Annotated in this window: 16 protein-coding genes; 10 read left to right on the top strand and 6 right to left on the bottom strand. The window is 65.6% G+C overall.

Going from position 1 to position 16,811, the window contains the following annotated elements:
• Position 1 precedes the first annotated feature (1 nt).
• On the bottom strand, positions 2-1,189 hold the full coding sequence (locus GA0061098_RS03695) for an amino acid ABC transporter permease (RefSeq protein WP_091953944.1): 1,188 nt from the start codon (positions 1,187-1,189) through the stop codon (positions 2-4).
• A gap of 88 nt (positions 1,190-1,277) precedes the next feature.
• Here GA0061098_RS03695 and GA0061098_RS03700 point away from each other — a divergent pair, with 88 nt between their 5' ends.
• The 4 genes from GA0061098_RS03700 (at position 1,278) to GA0061098_RS03715 (ending at position 5,325) form a co-directional block, all read left to right on the top strand.
• Positions 1,278-2,150 carry a MurR/RpiR family transcriptional regulator gene (locus GA0061098_RS03700; protein ID WP_091953565.1) on the top strand — a complete coding sequence of 291 codons (873 nt, stop codon included), beginning with the start codon at positions 1,278-1,280 and terminating at the stop codon, positions 2,148-2,150.
• Between the two features lie 3 nt (positions 2,151-2,153).
• On the top strand, positions 2,154-3,503 hold the full coding sequence (locus GA0061098_RS03705) for an aspartate aminotransferase family protein (protein ID WP_091953568.1): 1,350 nt from the start codon (positions 2,154-2,156) through the stop codon (positions 3,501-3,503).
• Between the two features lie 10 nt (positions 3,504-3,513).
• Positions 3,514-4,527: an amino acid ABC transporter substrate-binding protein gene (locus tag GA0061098_RS03710; protein ID WP_091953571.1), complete on the top strand. Its 1,014-nt coding sequence runs from the start codon at positions 3,514-3,516 to the stop codon at positions 4,525-4,527.
• Between the two features lie 147 nt (positions 4,528-4,674).
• Positions 4,675-5,325: an aspartate/glutamate racemase family protein gene (locus GA0061098_RS03715; protein ID WP_091953574.1), complete on the top strand. Its 651-nt coding sequence runs from the start codon at positions 4,675-4,677 to the stop codon at positions 5,323-5,325.
• Here GA0061098_RS03715 and GA0061098_RS03720 read toward each other — a convergent pair.
• The gene (locus GA0061098_RS03720; protein ID WP_091953577.1) at positions 5,322-5,969 is read right to left on the bottom strand and encodes a TetR/AcrR family transcriptional regulator; all 648 of its coding nucleotides are present in this window, start codon (positions 5,967-5,969) and stop codon (positions 5,322-5,324) included. The two genes, GA0061098_RS03715 and GA0061098_RS03720, sit on opposite strands and share 4 nt — an antisense overlap.
• Positions 5,970-6,123: 154 nt before the next feature.
• Here GA0061098_RS03720 and GA0061098_RS03725 point away from each other — a divergent pair, with 154 nt between their 5' ends.
• The 5 genes from GA0061098_RS03725 to GA0061098_RS03745 are packed head-to-tail and all read left to right on the top strand — an operon-like array spanning position 6,124 to position 10,876.
• On the top strand, positions 6,124-6,333 hold the full coding sequence (locus GA0061098_RS03725; RefSeq protein WP_007607931.1) for a ferredoxin: 210 nt from the start codon (positions 6,124-6,126) through the stop codon (positions 6,331-6,333).
• Between the two features lie 57 nt (positions 6,334-6,390).
• Positions 6,391-7,611, top strand: a complete 1,221-nt coding sequence (locus tag GA0061098_RS03730; protein WP_091953580.1) for a cytochrome P450 — start codon at positions 6,391-6,393, stop codon at positions 7,609-7,611.
• Between the two features lie 28 nt (positions 7,612-7,639).
• Positions 7,640-8,962 (top strand): MFS transporter, encoded by a 1,323-nt coding sequence (locus tag GA0061098_RS03735; protein WP_091953582.1) that lies wholly within the window; start codon positions 7,640-7,642, stop codon positions 8,960-8,962.
• A gap of 3 nt (positions 8,963-8,965) precedes the next feature.
• Entirely contained in the window at positions 8,966-9,625 is a 660-nt protein-coding gene (locus GA0061098_RS03740; protein WP_091953585.1) for a sulfite oxidase-like oxidoreductase, read from the top strand.
• A gap of 27 nt (positions 9,626-9,652) precedes the next feature.
• On the top strand, positions 9,653-10,876 hold the full coding sequence (locus tag GA0061098_RS03745) for a bifunctional alpha/beta hydrolase/OsmC family protein (protein WP_091953588.1): 1,224 nt from the start codon (positions 9,653-9,655) through the stop codon (positions 10,874-10,876).
• Between the two features lie 10 nt (positions 10,877-10,886).
• Here GA0061098_RS03745 and pdxR read toward each other — a convergent pair whose 3' ends face one another.
• Entirely contained in the window at positions 10,887-12,317 is a 1,431-nt protein-coding gene (pdxR, locus tag GA0061098_RS03750) for a MocR-like pyridoxine biosynthesis transcription factor PdxR (RefSeq protein ID WP_208610619.1), read from the bottom strand.
• Between the two features lie 100 nt (positions 12,318-12,417).
• Here pdxR and GA0061098_RS03755 point away from each other — a divergent pair, with 100 nt between their 5' ends.
• A complete protein-coding gene (locus tag GA0061098_RS03755) occupies positions 12,418-13,332 on the top strand; it encodes a DMT family transporter (protein ID WP_091953594.1) in 915 nt (304 codons plus the stop codon).
• On the opposite strand, the gene GA0061098_RS03760 is transcribed toward GA0061098_RS03755, so the two are convergent.
• The 3 genes from GA0061098_RS03760 to paaK form a co-directional block, all read right to left on the bottom strand.
• Entirely contained in the window at positions 13,311-14,369 is a 1,059-nt protein-coding gene (locus tag GA0061098_RS03760; RefSeq protein WP_091953597.1) for a YeeE/YedE family protein, read from the bottom strand. The genes GA0061098_RS03755 and GA0061098_RS03760 overlap by 22 nt on opposite strands.
• A gap of 2 nt (positions 14,370-14,371) precedes the next feature.
• On the bottom strand, positions 14,372-15,376 hold the full coding sequence (locus tag GA0061098_RS03765) for a quinone oxidoreductase family protein (RefSeq protein WP_091953600.1): 1,005 nt from the start codon (positions 15,374-15,376) through the stop codon (positions 14,372-14,374).
• 76 nt (positions 15,377-15,452) lie between these two features.
• Positions 15,453-16,784 carry a phenylacetate--CoA ligase PaaK gene (gene paaK / locus GA0061098_RS03770; protein ID WP_091953603.1) on the bottom strand — a complete coding sequence of 444 codons (1,332 nt, stop codon included), beginning with the start codon at positions 16,782-16,784 and terminating at the stop codon, positions 15,453-15,455.
• Positions 16,785-16,811: the final 27 nt, after the last annotated feature.

Consider the following 16,811-nt stretch of genomic DNA (forward strand, 5'->3'; position numbering starts at 1 on the left):
TTCAGCGCTCCACCAGCGCAATGCGCGCATTGTACCAGTTCATGAAGAAGCTGATGGAAAGGCTGATGGTCAGGAACACCGCCATGATCAGCGCGATCGCCTCGATCGCCTGCCCGGTCTGGTTCAGCGTGGTGTTGGCGATCGAGACCACGTCCTGGTAGCCGATCGCGACCGCGAGCGAGGAGTTCTTGGTCAGGTTGAGATACTGGCTTGTCATCGGCGGCACGATGACACGCAGCGCCTGCGGCAGGATGATCTGTCGCAGCATGAAGCTGCGGCGCAGGCCAAGCGCGTTGGCGGCATCCCACTGTCCGCGCGGCAGGGACTGGATGCCGCTGCGCACGATCTCGGCAATGAAGGCCGAGGTGTAGGTGACGAGTGCGATCAGCAGCGCGAAATATTCCGGGGCAAGCGTCAGCCCGCCGACGAAGTTGAAGCCGCGCAGCTCCGGCCACTCGATTGTCCATGACACGCGAAGCAGTACGGACACCAGCACGGGCAACGCGAGGATGAAGCTCACCGCAAAGGGCCATACCGGCCGCGGTTTGCCGTCGCGCATCTGCTGCACGATCAGCCATCGCCGGATGAGATAGACCACGGCAAGGCCGAACACCGCCGTGCCGAGCACCCAAAGCTGCGGCGGGCCAAGCGGAATGGCCGGCAGGATCAGGCCGCGATTGGACAGGAACATGCCCTCGACCGGCCGCCATGCCGCGCGCGCGGCCGGCAGCGCCTGCATCAGCACGTACCAGAACAGGAGTTGAAGCAGCAGCGGGATGTCGCGGAGCGTTTCGACATAGACGGCGGCGAGGCGCGACAGCAGCCAGTTGGCCGACAGTCGCGAGATGCCGATCAGCGTGCCCAGGATGGTCGCGAGCACGATGCCGATCACGGCGACGCGCAAGGTGTTGCCGACGCCGACAACGAAGGCCCAGAGATACGTGTCTCTCGGGTTATAGGCGAGCAGACTGTCGGCGATGGGCATGCCGGCCTCGCGGCCGAGGAAGGCAAAGCCGGTCGTGATGCGGCGCGCCGAGAGGTTGGTGACGGTGTTGGACCAGAGAAAGCCGATGACTGCGAGCGCAATCCCGACCACCAGCACCTGCCAGAACAGGCCCTGCAGCTCGCGGCGTCCCCATGCCCCGAACAGGCGGCGGCGCGGTGGCGGTCTCGGCGTGTCCGATGTCACGGCACAAAAACCCTTCTCGAGAGGCAGCGATTTCCGGCGGCGCACGTCAACTGTTGCACCAATCTATATTTCGTGCAACAAATGTTTCATGGCCGAGCCCGCGAAATCCTCGCCGCTGAGCGAACTGCGCATTGCATTGCCATCGCTGCCGATGCGGCTGCAGGAAGTCGGGCGCTTCGTCGCCGCCAACGATTACGACGCCACCACCCGTTCGATGCGCGACCTCGCGGCCGAAGCTGGCGCCGATCCCGCCGCGTTCACGCGGCTCGCCAAGGCGATCGGTTATTCGGGCTGGGACGAATTGCGCGCGGCGCTGACCGAGGCGCGGCGTCCGTCGCAGACCTCGCCCTTCTCCGGCCGCGCCAGAGGCCGCCGGCCCGGCCCGAATGCCGATGTCGCGCTCGTCACCGACAAGCTCGAGGCCGAGGCCGCCGGCCTTCCGCGCATCCCGGCTCAGCCGATTGCGGAGGCCGCACGCTCCCTGCATGAGGCCAAGCGGATCTGGATCGCAGGCTATCGCAGCTGCCGCAGCGTTGCCGAACTCCTGAACTACGAGTTGCGGCTGTTCCGCCCCGAGCAGGTGCAGCTCGTCGGCGTGTCCGGCCCCGACGATCTCGATCTCGGCGCCTTCCGCCCCGGCGAGGCCGTCATCGTCATCGGCTTCCTGCCGTACACGCACGCGAGTGTCCGCGTCGCGCAAGCCGCCCACCACAGCGGCGCAACGCTGATTGCCATCGCGGACAGCCTCTCTGCGCCGATGGCCGAGGGCGCCGACCACGTGCTGCTGTTCGAGGCGGCCTCCTCTCCCGGCTTCTTCCCGAGTCTCACCGGCGCGATCGCGATCGCGCAGTCGCTCGCTGCGGTGACGTTCTCGCTCGGCGGCATGGCCGCGAAGAAGCGCCTGGAGCATACCGAGACGCGGCTCACTGCTGCCTCCATCTACGTCTCAGAGAAAGGTTGACCCATGGCCGCTCGCACCAGCCGCGTGCTGCACCGCTCGTTGCGCGAGACGCCGCCCAAGGCGATCGGCGGCGAAGGCGTCTATCTCTTCGCCGAGGATGGGCGGCGCATCATCGACGCCTCCGGCGGCGCGGCGGTCTCCTGCCTCGGCCATCAACATCCACGCGTGATCGCGGCGATGGCAAAGCAGGCCTCGACGCTGGCCTATGCGCACACCGCTTTTTTCTCGTCCGAGCCGGCCGAAGCCCTCGCCGACACACTGGTCGGCCATGAACCTGGCGGCCTCGCTTATGCCTACTTCGTCAGCGGCGGGTCCGAGGCGATCGAAGCGAGCATCAAGCTCGCGCGGCAATATTTCATCGAGCGCGGCGAGCCGCAGCGGCAACATTTCATCGCACGGCGGCAGAGCTACCACGGCAACACGCTGGGCGCCCTCGCCGCCGGCGGCAATGCCTGGCGACGCGCGCCCTATGCGCCGCTGCTCTCGGCCGCCTTCAGCCATGTGACGCCGGCGTTTGCCTATCACGAGAAGCACGACGGCGAATCCGACGCGCAGTTCGTGGCGCGCTTGGCGGCGGAGCTCGAAGCGGAATTTCAGCGGCTCGGTCCCAACACGGTCGCGGCGTTCCTCGCCGAGCCCGTGGTCGGCGCCACCGCCGGCGCGGTGACGGCACCGGACGGCTACTTCAGGGCGGTGCGCGAGATCTGCGACCGGTACGGTGCACTGCTCATCCTCGACGAGGTCATGTGCGGCATGGGCCGCACCGGCACCACGCATGCCTGGGAGCAGGAAGGCATCGCGCCCGACATCCAGGCGATCGCAAAAGGGCTCGGCGGCGGCTACCAGCCGATCGGGGCGATGCTCGCGAGCGGCAAGATCATCGACACCATCCGCGCCGGCTCGGGCGCCTTTCAGCACGGCCACACTTATCTGGCACATCCCCTCGCCTGCGCCGCCGCACTGGCGGTGCAGGAGGTGATCCGCGAGGACGGCCTGCTCGAGCGCGTGAAGGAGCGCGGCAAGCAGCTCGAACAGCGCCTGACCGAGCGCTTCGGCAATCACCGCCATGTCGGCGATATCAGGGGCCGTGGCATGTTCTGGGCGATCGAGCTCGTCGCCGATCGCGCCAGCCGCGCCTCGTTCGATCCCGCGCTCAAGCTCAATCAGAAGATCAAGGCGGAGGCCTTCGCCAATGGGCTCGGCTGCTATCCCGGCGGCGGCACCGTGGACGGCGTGCGCGGCGACCACGTGTTGCTGGCGCCGCCCTATATCGCCTCCGCAGAGGAGATCGACCTGATCGTCGACAAGCTCGGCACGGCCGTCGATAACGTATTGCGTAGTGTCAATCACTGAGGGGAGTAGCATGATGAGGAAAGTGGTTATCGCGGCGAGCGTGCTCGCTGCATCGACGGTTGTCGCATCCGCCGCGACGCTCGATACGGTGAAGAGCCGCGGCACGCTGGTGTGCGGCGTCAGCGCCGGCTTTGCCGGCTTCTCCGCGCCCGACTCGCAAGGCAATTACAAAGGTCTCGACGTCGATTATTGCCGCGCGCTCGCGGCCGGCGTGCTCGGTGATGCCAGCAAGGTGCGCTACGTCTCGCTGACCGCGCAGAACCGCTTCACCGCCCTGCAATCGGGCGAGATCGACGTGCTCTACCGCAACTCGACGCAGACCTATCTGCGCGGTGTGACGCTCGGCCTGCGCCAGGGTCCGATCAACTTCTACGACGGCCAGGGCTTTGTCGTGAAGAAGGACCTGGGCGTCAAGGACATCAAGGACCTCAAAGGCGCCACCGTCTGCGTGGCGCAAGGCACCACGCACGAGGTGACGCTAGGCGATTACGGCCGCGCCAATGGCATCGACTGGAAGCCGCTGGTGTTCGACCGCGTCGACACCATGTACCAGACCTTCTTCGGCGGCCGCTGCGATGCCATGACCCAGGATGCCTCCGCGCTCGCCGGCGCCGTGACCACCGCGGCGCCGAATCCGGCCGATTACGTCGTGCTGCCGCAGACCATCAGCAAGGAGCCGCTTGGGCCCTTCACCCGCAACGGCGACGAGGTCTGGAGCGACATCATCACCTGGCTGCATTACGGCCTGATCGAGGCCGAGGAGCTCGGCGTGACGCAGGCCAATGTCGACGAGATGGCGAAGTCGCAGACGCCCGCGATCCAGCGCCTGCTGGGCGCCTCCGGCGACCTCGGCTCGCGGCTCGGGCTCGACAACAAATGGCTGGTCACCGCGATCAAGGTCACCGGAAATTACGGCGAGATCTACGAGCGCAATGTCGGCAAGGCGAGCCCGCTCAAGCTCGATCGCGGCCTCAACGGCCTCTGGAGCAAGGGCGGCTTGATGTACGCGGTGCCGTTCAAGTAAACGACTGCCGTGTCCCGGACGCGCTGCAGCGTGCAACGCTACAGCGCAGAGCCGGGACCCAGCGGCCACAATGGGCCCCGGCTCTGCAGCGCAATACTGCGCATTGCGCTGCGTCCGGGGCACGAGACCCATGGATAGCCACCTTAGATGACGACGTCCCCTCGCATCGCCCTGATCCACGCCCTCAAGCATTCCATCGCCCCGATCGAAGCGGCGTTCGCCAAGGCCTGGCCGGAGGCGCGGCTGATGAACCTGCTTGATGACAGCCTCTCGGCGGATCTTGCCCGGGACGGCGCGCTCAACGATGCCATGACCGAGCGCTTCCTCGCACTCGGCGATTATGCGGCGGCGACCGGGGCGAACGGGATCCTGTTCACCTGCTCGGCCTTCGGCCCCTGTATCGAGGCGGTCGCACGCGCGCATGCGCCGATGCCGGTGCTCAAGCCGAACGAAGCGATGATCGCGCGGGCGGTGACGATGGGCACACGGATCGGCCTGTTGTCCACCTTTCCGCCGACCCTTGTGTCGATGCCGCCGGAGTTTCCGGCCTCCGTCCAAATCGTGCCGAAGCTTGCCGAAGGGGCCCTGACGGCGCTCGACCGCGGCGACCGCGCCACCCACGACCGGCTGATCGTCGAAGCGTCTAAGGACCTGCGCGATTGCGACGTCATCGCGCTGGCGCAGTTCAGCATCGCAGCAACGGCACCGCTGGTCTCAGAAGCCACTGGCCGTCCCGTCGTGACCACACCTGACAGCGCGGTCGACAAGCTGATGACACTGCTGAAAGCGAAGGCTTAGGCACCTGTCGCTTTTCGACGCCGCTCGCCCTTGATCGCAGCCGCGAGCGCGGCCTTCGTTTCGCTGACGAAATCCTCGACCAGATCCTCGCGGGTGGTATGGGCGGCCTCACCGGTGAACAGGCCCTGCTCGGCCAGCATCACCACGCCGTGCAATGCCGCCCAGATCTTGAGCGCCTGGCGTTCGCGCAAATAGCCGACGGCAGGCACTTCCAGAGCTTCGATCACGAGCGAGAAGGTCTCGCGCGTGGCCTCGTGCAGCTCGCTTCCCTTGGCGGCGCATGCCACGGTGCGGGACGCGAACATCAGGCGGTAGATGCCGTTGCGGCGCAGGCCGAACTCGAGTGTCGCCTGCGCCAGCCGCGACAGCTTGGATTGCTTCGACGGCCTCGCCATGGCCTCACGCAAGATCGCGCTGAGCTGCCGGAACGCATCCGCCGTCACCGCTGCAAGCAGCGCCTCGCGGTCGGCAAAATGGCGGTAGGGCGCCGGCTGTGACACGCCGAGCTGCTTTGCCAGCGCCTTGATGCTGATGGCCTCGGCGCCGCCCTGTTCCGCCTCGCGCAGCGCCGCCTTGATCAGGGCATCGCGAAGATCGCCATGGTGGTAGGTGTTCGCAGGCTTGCGGGCGAGTTGTGAGCGCATGGTGTGGCGAACCTATAAGTTTGCGCTTGACAGGGAAAGCCTGCCGCGAATGTAATAGCATATAACTTAAAGCCCACGGCAAATGCCGCGGATAAAATCGACATGAGGAACGCGCCGCCCTGCGGGCCCCGCGCATACGACCGAGGATGCCGCCATGACAGAGCGACTGAGGGTTCACGTGGATCCCGACAAATGCCAGGGCCACGCGCGCTGCAAGGCACTCGCGCCGGAACTTTTCGAGCTGGACGAATACGGCAACGCCCACGAAGCCGGCGACGGCACGGTCCCGCCGGGGCTCGAGGACAAGGCGTGGCTTGCCAAATCCAACTGCCCGGAAATCGCGATCGATGTGATCGAGGAGTAGCGCGGCCCCTGCCGCCCCGCGTCCTTTCAGCGAACACGAGCCAAGGGATTCCCAGCCATGTCCGACGCCAGTCCGCCCGCCGCCCATCCGCCCGTCACCGACTGGGTCCATGATTTCGACCATACCGATCCGCAATGGACGGAGGATCCCTTCCCGATCTGGGACGAGCTGCGCGCAGCGAGCCCGGTCGTGCACACCGAGCGGTTCCTCGGCTGCTACATGCCGACGACTTATGAGGCCGTGCGCGAGATCGCCAACGACACCGAGCATTTCTCCTCGCGCCGCATCATCGTGCGCGACGTCCGTCCCGAGGTCGCGAGGAACGCCGCCCCGCCGATCACCTCAGATCCGCCCGTGCACAAGCCCGCCAAGCAGCTGTTGCTGCCGCCCTTCACGCCGGACGCGATGAAGAAGCTGGAACCGCGGATGCGCGCGATCTGCAACGAGCTGATCGACGGCTTCATCGCCGATGGCAAGGTCGACGCCGCCGCACGCTACGCCAAATATATCCCGGTTCGGGCCATCGCACATATGCTCGGCATCCCCGAGAGCGACAGCGATCTCTTCATCAACTGGATCCACATGATCCTCGAGCTCGGCATCAAGGACGAGAGCAAGCTGCTGCAGGCCGTGCAGGAGATGAGTGCCTATTTCAGCGCGCATATCGAGGCGCGCAAGGACAAGCCGACCGACGATCTCATCTCCTACCTGATGAACGCCAAGGACAAGGAGGGCAACCCGCTCGAAGACTCGCACGTCCTGGGCTCGCTGCGCCTGCTCCTGATCGCCGGCATCGACACCACCTGGAGCGCGATCGGTTCCTCGCTCTGGCACCTCGCGAAGACGCCGGGCGACCGCGAGCGACTGATCGCCGAGCCAGGACTGATCCCGACCGCAGTTGAGGAGCTGCTGCGCGCCTATTCTCCGGTGACGATGGCCCGCGAGGTGGTCAAGGAGACCACGATCTCGGGCTGCCCGGTCAAGGCGGGCAACATGGTGCTGCTGTCCTTCCCGGCCGCAAATCGCGACCCCAAGATGTTTCCCGACGCTGACAAAGTCGTGATCGACCGTCGCGAAAACCGGCACGCCGCCTTCGGCCTCGGCATTCACCGCTGCGTCGGTTCCAACCTGGCGCGCATGGAGATGCAGGTTGCGCTGGAGGAATGGCTGAAACGCATCCCAGATTTCCAGCTCGATCCGGCAGGCGCCGTGACCTGGTCACAGGGCACGGTGCGGGGGCCCCGCCAGTTGCCATTCTTGCTCGGAAAGGCGATGTAGGCCTTTCCAGACAACGGAGAGGCCGGGCGTGACTGAACAAGCAATCGAGCCGGCCTCCGACCACATCGACATCGCCGACGCCAAGCGGCGGATCAAGGCGATCTTCATCGGCTCCATCGGCAATCTGGTCGAGTGGTACGATTTCTACGCCTATACGGCGTTCGCGCTCTATTTCGCTCCCGCCTTCTTCCCCGGCAACGACCCCGTCGTGCAGCAATTGAACGTCGCCGTCGTCTTCGCGGCGACGTTCCTGATGCGGCCGCTGGGCGGCTGGTTCTTCGGCTATCTCGCCGACCATTTCGGACGGCGCATCTCGCTCACGCTCTCTGTCGTCTTCATGTGCTTCGGCTCGTTGATCATCGCGCTGACGCCGACCTATGCCACGATCGGATTCGCCGCGCCGGTCATCCTGGCGCTTGCACGCGTCATCGAGGGCCTGAGCCTCGGCGGCGAATACGGCGCCAGCGCCACCTATCTCAGCGAGGTCGCCGATCCCAAGCACCGCGGCTTCTATTCAAGCTTTCAATACGTCACCCTGATCGGCGGCCAGCTCACCGCGATCATCGTGCTGCTGCTCCTGCAAAAGGTCTTCCTCACCCCACAGGAGCTGAAGGACTGGGGATGGCGTATCCCCTTCGCGATCGGCGCAGCGCTCGCGATCTTCGCAGCGGTGATGCGGCGCGGCCTGCACGAGACGGAGGCGTTCGAGGAAGCCAAGAAGGTGGTGAAGCCGAGCGGTTCGATCACCAATTTGCTGCGTTATCCGCGCGAGCTCCTACTCGTGGTCGGCCTCACCGCCGGTGGCACCGCGGCGTTCTACACCTTCACCACCTACATGCAGACCTTCGTCAAGCTTTCGGTCGGGCTGACCGAGGACCAGACCACTTTCGTGATCTTCGGCACCTTGGTCTTCGCGACCATCCTCCAGCCGATCTACGGCGCGATCTCCGACAAGATCGGACGCAAGCCGCTCTTGATCTTCTTCGGTGTCGCCGGCACGCTCGCGACCGTGCCGCTGTTGATGACCCTGAAGGAGACCAAGTCGCCCTTCGTCGCGTTTGTCCTGATCTGCTGTGCCTGGCTGTTCGTCGCCGGTTACACCTCGATCAACGCCGTGGTGAAGGCCGAGCTGTTCCCGACCAATGTCCGCGCGCTCGGCGTCGGCCTGCCCTATGCCATCACGGTGTCGGTCTTCGGCGGCACCGCGCCGGCGATCGCGCTCTATTTCAAGAGCATCGGGCACGAGGAATGGTTCTACTTCTACCTCAGCGGCATCATCTGCCTGTCCCTGGTGATCTATGCTACCATGCGCGACACCAAGCACACTTCGGCAATGCATCGGCACGAGTAGACCATGGCTGACGAGACGCCATCCGACAGCAAGCTGACGCGCACCAAGGAGAAATGGGCGCGCGAGGGCCGCTTCCTCACAGGGAAGATCACGCGGCCGGAGGACCAACGGCTGCCGCCCGGCCAGCACCTCACCAAGGACTGGCCTGTGCTCGATCTCGGAGTCGTGCCGCCGGTGTCACGCGAGCGCTGGCGGCTCGACGTCTATGGCGCGATCGAGAGCCCCGTGTTCTGGACCTTCGACGAATTCATTGCGCAGAAGCAGGCGCGGTTCACCTCCGACATCCATTGCGTCACCACCTGGTCGCGCTACGACAATGAGTGGGACGGGCTTGCCACGCGCGAGCTGCTCGCGGCCTGCCAGCCGCGCGAGGATGCACGCTTCGTGACGCTGCATTCCCATGACGGCTACACCACCAACCTGGCGCTGGAAGACTTTGCCGCCGAGGATGCGCTGCTCGCCCATAGCTGGTCCGGCCAGCCGCTGACGGAGGAGCATGGCGGCCCGGTGCGGCTGGTCGTGCCGCATCTCTATTTCTGGAAGAGCGCGAAATGGCTCCAGGCCATCGAATTCCTGACCGAGGACGCGCCGGGCTTCTGGGAAGTCCGCGGCTATCATAATCGCGGCGACCCCTGGGCCGAGCAACGCTATTCCGACGATTAGAATTCAAGCAGGAACGAAGGGAAGCCCATGTCGACGGAGCGCTTTCAATTCACGGGCGAAGGCGGCCATCAGCTTGCCGCCGCGCTGGAGTTGCCGGACGGCGAGCCCGCGGCCTACGCGCTGTTTGCACACTGCTTCACTTGCGGCAAGGATACGCTCGCCGCCAAGCGCATCTCGGTCGCGCTGGCAGCCAAGGGCATCGCGGTCCTGCGCTTCGACTTCACCGGGCTCGGCTCGAGCGAAGGCGATTTCGCCAATTCGACGTTTTCGTCCAACGTCGCCGATCTCGTCCGCGCAGCCGACCATTTGCGCAACGCCCGCAAGGCGCCGTCGCTCCTGATCGGCCACAGCCTCGGCGGCGCCGCGATCCTCGCAGCGGCTGGAAAGATTCCCGAGGCCAAGGCTGTTGTGACCATCGCGGCGCCATCCGATCCGGCGCACGTGACCGGCCTCTTCAGGGAGCATCTCGACACCATCCGCGCGCAGGGCGAGGTCGAGGTCTCGCTCGCAGGACGCCCGTTCCGGATCAAGCGCGAGTTCCTCGAGGACATCGCCGAGCACGAGCTGATGAAGGACATCACAGGGCTGCACAAGGCGCTGCTGGTGATGCACTCGCCGGTCGACGACACCGTTGGCATCGACAATGCGACCAAGATCTTCGTTGCGGCCAGGCACCCCAAGAGTTTCGTCTCGCTCGACCATGCCGATCATCTGCTCGCCAAGCCCGCCGACGCGCTCTATGCGGCCGATCTGATCGCGGCCTGGTCGAGCCGCTACATCGACACGGCAAAGCCCGCGAAGGCGATGGATCTGCCCGAGGCGCCGCGCCAGGTCGTGGTGCAGGAGACCCGCAAGAGCAAGTTCAACCAGATCGTCACGGTCGGACCACATCGTCTGGTGGCGGACGAACCGGTCGCCGCCGGCGGCGAGGATGCCGGTCCTGGGCCCTATGATTTCCTGCTCGCTGGCCTCGGCGCCTGTACCTCCATGACCATGCGTCTTTATGCCGACCGCAAATCGCTGCCGCTCGGCCGCGTCACCGTCAGATTGAAGCATTCCAAGATCTACGCCAAAGACTGCGCGGAGTGCGAGACGCGCGACGGCATGCTCGACCAGATCGAACGGGACATCGCGATGGATGGCGCGCTCGATGCCGAGCAGCGCAAGAAGCTGATGGAGATCGCGGACAAGTGCCCGGTGCACCGGACATTGACGTCGGAGATCCGCATCGTGACGAAGGCCGTGGACTAGCGCGACTGCGCTAGAAGCACGATGCCATCGTCCGCAATGCCGCGCTGATCTCGTTTTCGTGCCAGGCCGCAAAGCCGAGCAGCAGGCCATGATCGCGCGGCCGGTCCAGCGCCAAGCCGGACAGCGCCCGCGTTTCAACGCCCGCGGCAGCCAGCCGCTTGACCGCCGCCCGATCGGCGGTGCCGCGTTTGAGACGGGCGACGAGCTGGATGCCGCCCGCGGGCACTTCGATCGAGAGCATCTCGCCCAGATGGAGCTCCAGTCCTGCAACGAGGTGATCGCGGCGCGCGTGATAGAGCCGGCGCATCCGGCGCAGATGCGCGAGGAAATGCCCGCCGGCGATGAACTCGGCCAGCGCTTCCTGGATGTGGCTGGACGCGATCAGCCCGATGTGCCGCTGCGCGATCTCGAAGGTGCTGACCAGCGCCGGCGGCACGACGAGATAGCCGAGCCGGATATCCGACGTCATCACCTTCGAGAAGGTACCGACGTAGAACACGCGGCCATGGGCATCGAGCCCTTGCAAGGCCGGCACCGGCCGGCTGTCATAGTGGAATTCGCCGTCGTAATCGTCCTCCGCGATCCAGCTCTTGCCGGGCCTGCACACACCAAGAAATTCGGTGCGGCGCGCCAGCGACATCAGCCGTCCGGTGGGATGCTGGTGCGATGGCGTCATGAAGATCAATTTCGGGGCCGCGAGACCCGGCATCCGCTGCATGCCCTGCGCGTCCAGCCTCATGCCGATCACGTGCGCGCCGGAGGCGCGGAGGGCTGCGGCCGCGCCGGGATAGCCGGGATCCTCGACCCAGACCTCGTCGCCGGGGGAGATGAGAACAGCCGCGATCAAGGTCAGCGCGGCCTGCGCGCTCGGCAGGATCATGATCTGCTCTGGCGTGGCGCGAACGCCTCTGCTCGCGGCCAGATAATGCGCGAGCGCCTCGCGCAGGCGCGTTCGGTTGACCGGTCCGAGTTCGCGTTTGGCCGCACGCACGGCGCTGCGGCGCAGGCAGCGAGCCCAGATCTCGTTCGGAAACTCCCGCGCATCTCCAAGCCCTGGCCGCAACGGTCTGAGCGGCACCTGATAGGACATCGGCCAGTCGGTCTGCTTGAGCTGCGAGGCCCAGGGTGAAAGCCGCAGCTTGCCGGAGCGCACGCGCGCCGCAACGGCATCCGCTCCTTGACGTCGTTCGCCGCCGTCGACGGTGACCACCGGACGGCGGCCGTGCGACGCCGCGAGATATCCCTCCGCGGCGAGCTGCTCGAACGCATAGGTGACGGTGTTGCGGGAAACGCCAAGATCGCTGGCGAGCCGGCGGCTCGATGGCAGCGCGCGGCCTTTGCCGAGGCGGCCGGTTGCGATCAAGCCTCGGAGCTGGCTCGTCAGTTGAGCCACCAGCCCGTCGTCGCCGGCCCGCTTCAGGTCGATCAGGGCCGAGATCATCGTTTCTGAAACTGGCACCTTGTTCCTTTCTGATCTGGCGCTTTTATGGGTACCAGCGCGGATGCTATCTGCCGGACCGGACTGCTTCAAGGATGTTGCGATGAACTCCCTGTCACCCCGCGCGGCCGTCGGCCTGTTCCTCATCGTCGTGCTGGCCTGGGGCGTGAACTGGTCGGTGACGAAGCAATTGGTGCAGCTCGTCCCGCCGCTGTGGAGCTCGGCGATCCGGAGTTGGATCGCGCTGGCAGGATTGTTTGTGATCCTCGGGCTGAGCAACAATCTCGTGATTCCGGAGCGGCGCGACGTGCCGGTGGTCCTCAGCGTCGCGCTGCTGCACATGACGCTCTTCTCCATTCTGGTCGCGGCCGGCCTGCGCTTCCTGCCCGCGAGCAAGGGCATCGTGCTCGGCTACACCACGCCGCTCTGGGTCGCGATTGCGGCACCTTTGCTCGGGAAGGACACCCTGACCGCACCCAAGCTTGCCGGCGCCGTGCTTGGACTGCTCGGCCTTGCAGTGATCCTGAATCCGTCTTCAATCGACTGGAGCAATGCCAACGTCGTGCTCGGCGCCGGCATGGTCATCCTGGCCGCGATCTCCTGGGCAGCGAATATCATCTATGTCCGCGCGCATCGCTGGATCGCCTCCCCGCTCCAGCTCCTGTTCTGGCAGGTGCTCGTGGCCACGGTCGTGCTCTCGACCCTGGCGATGGTCATCGATGGGCTGCCGCACGTGGAATGGTCGTGGAGGCTGGCTATGCTTTTCCTGTACTCCGGCCTGATCGGAAGCGCGCTGGCCTATTGGGCGATGTCGATGGTCAACAAGAGCATCTCGGCGCTAACGACGTCGCTTGGCACAACCGGGACGCCGCTCGTCGGCATCGCGAGTGCTGCGATCCTGCTGGGCGAGCCCCTGGACTTGAGCCTCGCTGTCGCGGCCGGATTGATCGTCACCGGCATCGGACTTGCGACGCTCGGCGACCGGCTGTTGCGCAGTCAGGCCACCGCGAGCGGTTGAACCCGCAGCGCGCCACGCAAACCTGCGGTCGTGCCGAGCAGGATGCCGGCGAGCGCGACGAACGAGCCCAGCGCCAGCGTCGACACGCCCGTGAGCCCCTGCCCGATCGAACAGCCGAACGCCATCACGCCGCCGATGCCCATCAGCGCGGCGCCGCTGCCCGAGCGCAGCATGTGGCGCGGCGAGGAATAGCCTTCAAGCTTGAAGCGGCCTGTGGCGAGTGCGGTGATCAGGCTGCCGGCGAAGACGCCGGCAACCGTCGCAATGCCGAAATTGAGCGTCAGGCCGGTCGAGAGCATGGCGTATTGCAGCGCGTCTGCGATCGGCGCGATGAAGGTGAGCGAGGTCACCGGCACCGGATTGAAGTCGTCGGCACCGAGATAGCCGGTGACGAACCAACCGGCGGCGACGAGCAGGCCGACGACGACGCCCGCCGCGATCTGGCCCGGCGAGCGCCGGAACATCGGATGCGCGAAGGCAAACAGGATCAGCGCGACGACGATCACGGCCGCCGCCAGCGCACGCGAGAGCGCTTCACCGGGGCCAAGCGATGCCAGCAACGAAGGCAGCGAATTGACATTGACGGTGGTTTGCGAGGCCTGAACCAGCGCGATGCGAGCCGGCGCGATCAACCCCTTGAGGGTCATTTGCGCAGCGATGGCGAGCACGATCACGACGACGAAGGAGCGGAGATTGCCGCGGCCGAGCAGCACCAGGGCGCGCGAGCCGCAGCCGTTCGACAGCACCATGCCGTAACCAAACAGCAGGCCGCCGAGGAACAGCACCGGCACCGAGAACGTTTGCTGCAGGTAGATCGACTTGCCCAGATCGGCCATGCCGTTGCCGGCAAGGAACTGGCTGGCGGCGATCGCGACGGCGATCGCCAGCGCATAGGTCCGCACCAGCCGCCCGTCTCCTTCCGCGAGCCAGCCGCGCATGCTGCTCATCAGGCAGAAGCCGCTGAGCAGGCCGACGGCGCCGTAGACAAGGCCGATGGCAAGGCCAACGAAGATGACGATTGCTGCGGACGAGTCCATGATTACGGCTTCAGGACCACGCGATCCCGCGAGGAGCCGGCGACCGCGACATACGCCTCCTTGGCGCGCTCCAGCGGATAGACGGCATTCGCCTTGACCGGAAACGGTTTCAGCTGCCCGCTCGCAAAGCCCGGGCCGAGGTCGCGCAGCACCGCGCCTGTCGCTGCCGAGGGGAGGCCGAGCGTGTCGATGCCGACATAGGTGTGCTGGCCCCGATAGAATTCGAGGATGTTGAACTGCACGATCCGATCGATCGCGGCGATCAGGATCTGACGGCCACGCAATGCGAGCGACTTGTGCGCGGCCTGGAAGTAGGGATCGCCGACGGTATTGAAGACGATGTCGGCTCCCTTGCCGCCGGTCAATTCGCGCACGCGCGTGGCGACGTCCGTCGCGGAGGCGTCGACCACCTCGATGGGGGCGTTGGTGTGGCCTTCGTAAGCTTCCGCCTTGCGCACCACGCCGATGACGCGCGCGCCCTGCCAGGTCGCGATCTGCACTGCGGCTTGGCCGACCTTGCCATTGACGCCGAACACCAAAACGGTCTCACCGTTCTTCGGCACGCCCGCGCGGCGAAAGCCTTCCATCGCGGTGACGAAGGGCACGCCGATGCCAGCGGCCTCCTCCCAGGACACCGTCTTTGGCTTATCGACGACGGCGTCAGCTTCGACCACGAGATGGGTTGCGTGGGTGCCGTCGCGGCGGATGCCGAGATCGCCGGAGGAGCCGAACACCTCGCGGCCGACCGTGCCGGCCGGTCCGTCGATCACCACGCCGGAATAGTCGCGGCCCGGCGTGCGCGGGAACACGGCATAGGGCATCAAGCCGGTCGCGGCCTTCACGTCGGAGGGATTGACGGCGGCAGCCTTGACCTCGATCAGGAGATCGTTCGGACCGCGCGTCAGCGTGTGACGCTCGACCACCGGCGCAACCGCGGCGGCGTTCTCGGCCTTGGCATTGAGGCGCACGCAGCGCGCTTCGATGGTTTTGGTATCGGCTGGCGACATGAAAGACCCGCGATTTCTCGCCGGCCTTGTCGCCTTTGGGGCCGGTCAAGTCAATCGGTCAAGTCAGTCCTTCAAGTCAATCCTTGGGCCGCTTGTCGTAGAGGCGCTTGGCCTTGCCGAGCGAGCGTTCCAGCGTGGCGGGCGCGACCACCTGCACCCTGGAGGTGATGCCGATGGTGTTCTTGATGTGGGTCGAAATCCGGTCGGCATGGTCGAGAAGACCGCGGCCGTCCCAGCTTTCGGATCGCGCCTCCGCGATGATGGTGAGCTCGTCCATACGGCCTTCGCGGGTGAGTTCCAGGATGAAGTGCCCACCGCACCAGTCGGTCGCGAGCAGCACCTCCTCGATCTGGGTCGGGAACAGATTGACACCGCGCAGGATGATCATGTCGTCCGAGCGGCCCGTCACCTTCTCCATCCGCCGCATGCCCGGCCGCGCCGTGCCCGGCAGCAGCCGCGTCAGGTCGCGGGTGCGATAGCGGATCACCGGAAAAGCTTCCTTGGTGAGTGAGGTGAAGACCAATTCGCCCTTCTCCCCGTCGGGCAGTACCGCGCCCGTTTCAGGATCAATCACTTCGGGATAAAAATGATCCTCCCAGATGTGCAGGCCATCCTTGGTCTCGATGCATTCCTGGGCGACGCCGGGGCCGATCACTTCGGACAGACCGTAGATGTCGGTCGCGTCCATGTCGAAGGCCTCTTCGATCTCACCGCGCATCGCATTGGTCCAGGGCTCGGCCCCGAAGATGCCGACCTTGAGCGAGCACTGGCGCGGGTCGAGCTTCTGACGCTTGAACTCGTCCAGGATCGCCAGCATGTAGCTCGGCGTCACCGTGATGATGTCGGGCCGGAAATCGTTGATCAGCTGCACCTGCCGCTCGGTCATGCCGCCCGAGATTGGCACCACGGTGCAGCCGAGTTTTTCGGCACCGTAGTGCACGCCAAGGCCGCCGGTGAAGAGGCCGTAGCCATATGCATTGTGGATGATCATGCCGGTACGGCCGCCGGCCGCGCGGATCGAGCGCGCCATCACGTCCGACCAGGTGTCGATGTCTCCTTGCGTATACCCCACCACGATCGGCTTGCCGGTCGTGCCGGAGGAGGCATGCACGCGCACCAGCTTTTCGCGCGGCACGGCGAACATGTTGAAGGGATAGTTGTCGCGCAGATCCGTCTTCACCGTGAACGGGAATTTCGCGAGATCGGAGAGCTCGCGAAAATCGGACGGATGTACGCCGGCCTCGTCGAAGGCCTTGCGATAATGCGCGACGTTGTCATAGGCGTGCTTCAGCGACCAGGACAGCCGCTGCTTCTGCAGCGCCATGATCTCATCGCGCGAGGCACGCTCATGCGCGTCCATCTCGGCGCTATAGGCGCTGCCACCTTCCTTGAGTCTCGTCAGAGCCATCCTCGTTTCCCATCATTGATTAGTTTT

The organism is Bradyrhizobium shewense, from assembly GCF_900094605.1.
Lineage (GTDB): Bacteria > Pseudomonadota > Alphaproteobacteria > Rhizobiales > Xanthobacteraceae > Bradyrhizobium > Bradyrhizobium shewense.

Bases quoted from the DNA above. Each gene is read 5' to 3' on its own strand.
- GA0061098_RS03700 (WP_091953565.1), top strand. From the start codon at position 1,278: ATGGCCGAGCCCGCGAAATCCTCGCCGCTGAGCGAACTGCGCATTGCA.
- GA0061098_RS03705 (WP_091953568.1), top strand. From the start codon at position 2,154: ATGGCCGCTCGCACCAGCCGCGTGCTGCACCGCTCGTTGCGCGAGACG.
- GA0061098_RS03710 (WP_091953571.1), top strand. From the start codon at position 3,514: ATGATGAGGAAAGTGGTTATCGCGGCGAGCGTGCTCGCTGCATCGACG.
- GA0061098_RS03715 (WP_091953574.1), top strand. From the start codon at position 4,675: ATGACGACGTCCCCTCGCATCGCCCTGATCCACGCCCTCAAGCATTCC.
- GA0061098_RS03720 (WP_091953577.1), bottom strand. From the start codon at position 5,969: ATGCGCTCACAACTCGCCCGCAAGCCTGCGAACACCTACCACCATGGC.
- GA0061098_RS03725 (WP_007607931.1), top strand. From the start codon at position 6,124: ATGACAGAGCGACTGAGGGTTCACGTGGATCCCGACAAATGCCAGGGC.
- GA0061098_RS03730 (WP_091953580.1), top strand. From the start codon at position 6,391: ATGTCCGACGCCAGTCCGCCCGCCGCCCATCCGCCCGTCACCGACTGG.
- GA0061098_RS03740 (WP_091953585.1), top strand. From the start codon at position 8,966: ATGGCTGACGAGACGCCATCCGACAGCAAGCTGACGCGCACCAAGGAG.
- GA0061098_RS03745 (WP_091953588.1), top strand. From the start codon at position 9,653: ATGTCGACGGAGCGCTTTCAATTCACGGGCGAAGGCGGCCATCAGCTT.
- pdxR (WP_208610619.1), bottom strand. From the start codon at position 12,317: ATGATCTCGGCCCTGATCGACCTGAAGCGGGCCGGCGACGACGGGCTG.
- GA0061098_RS03755 (WP_091953594.1), top strand. From the start codon at position 12,418: ATGAACTCCCTGTCACCCCGCGCGGCCGTCGGCCTGTTCCTCATCGTC.
- GA0061098_RS03760 (WP_091953597.1), bottom strand. From the start codon at position 14,369: ATGGACTCGTCCGCAGCAATCGTCATCTTCGTTGGCCTTGCCATCGGC.
- GA0061098_RS03765 (WP_091953600.1), bottom strand. From the start codon at position 15,376: ATGTCGCCAGCCGATACCAAAACCATCGAAGCGCGCTGCGTGCGCCTC.
- paaK (WP_091953603.1), bottom strand. From the start codon at position 16,784: ATGGCTCTGACGAGACTCAAGGAAGGTGGCAGCGCCTATAGCGCCGAG.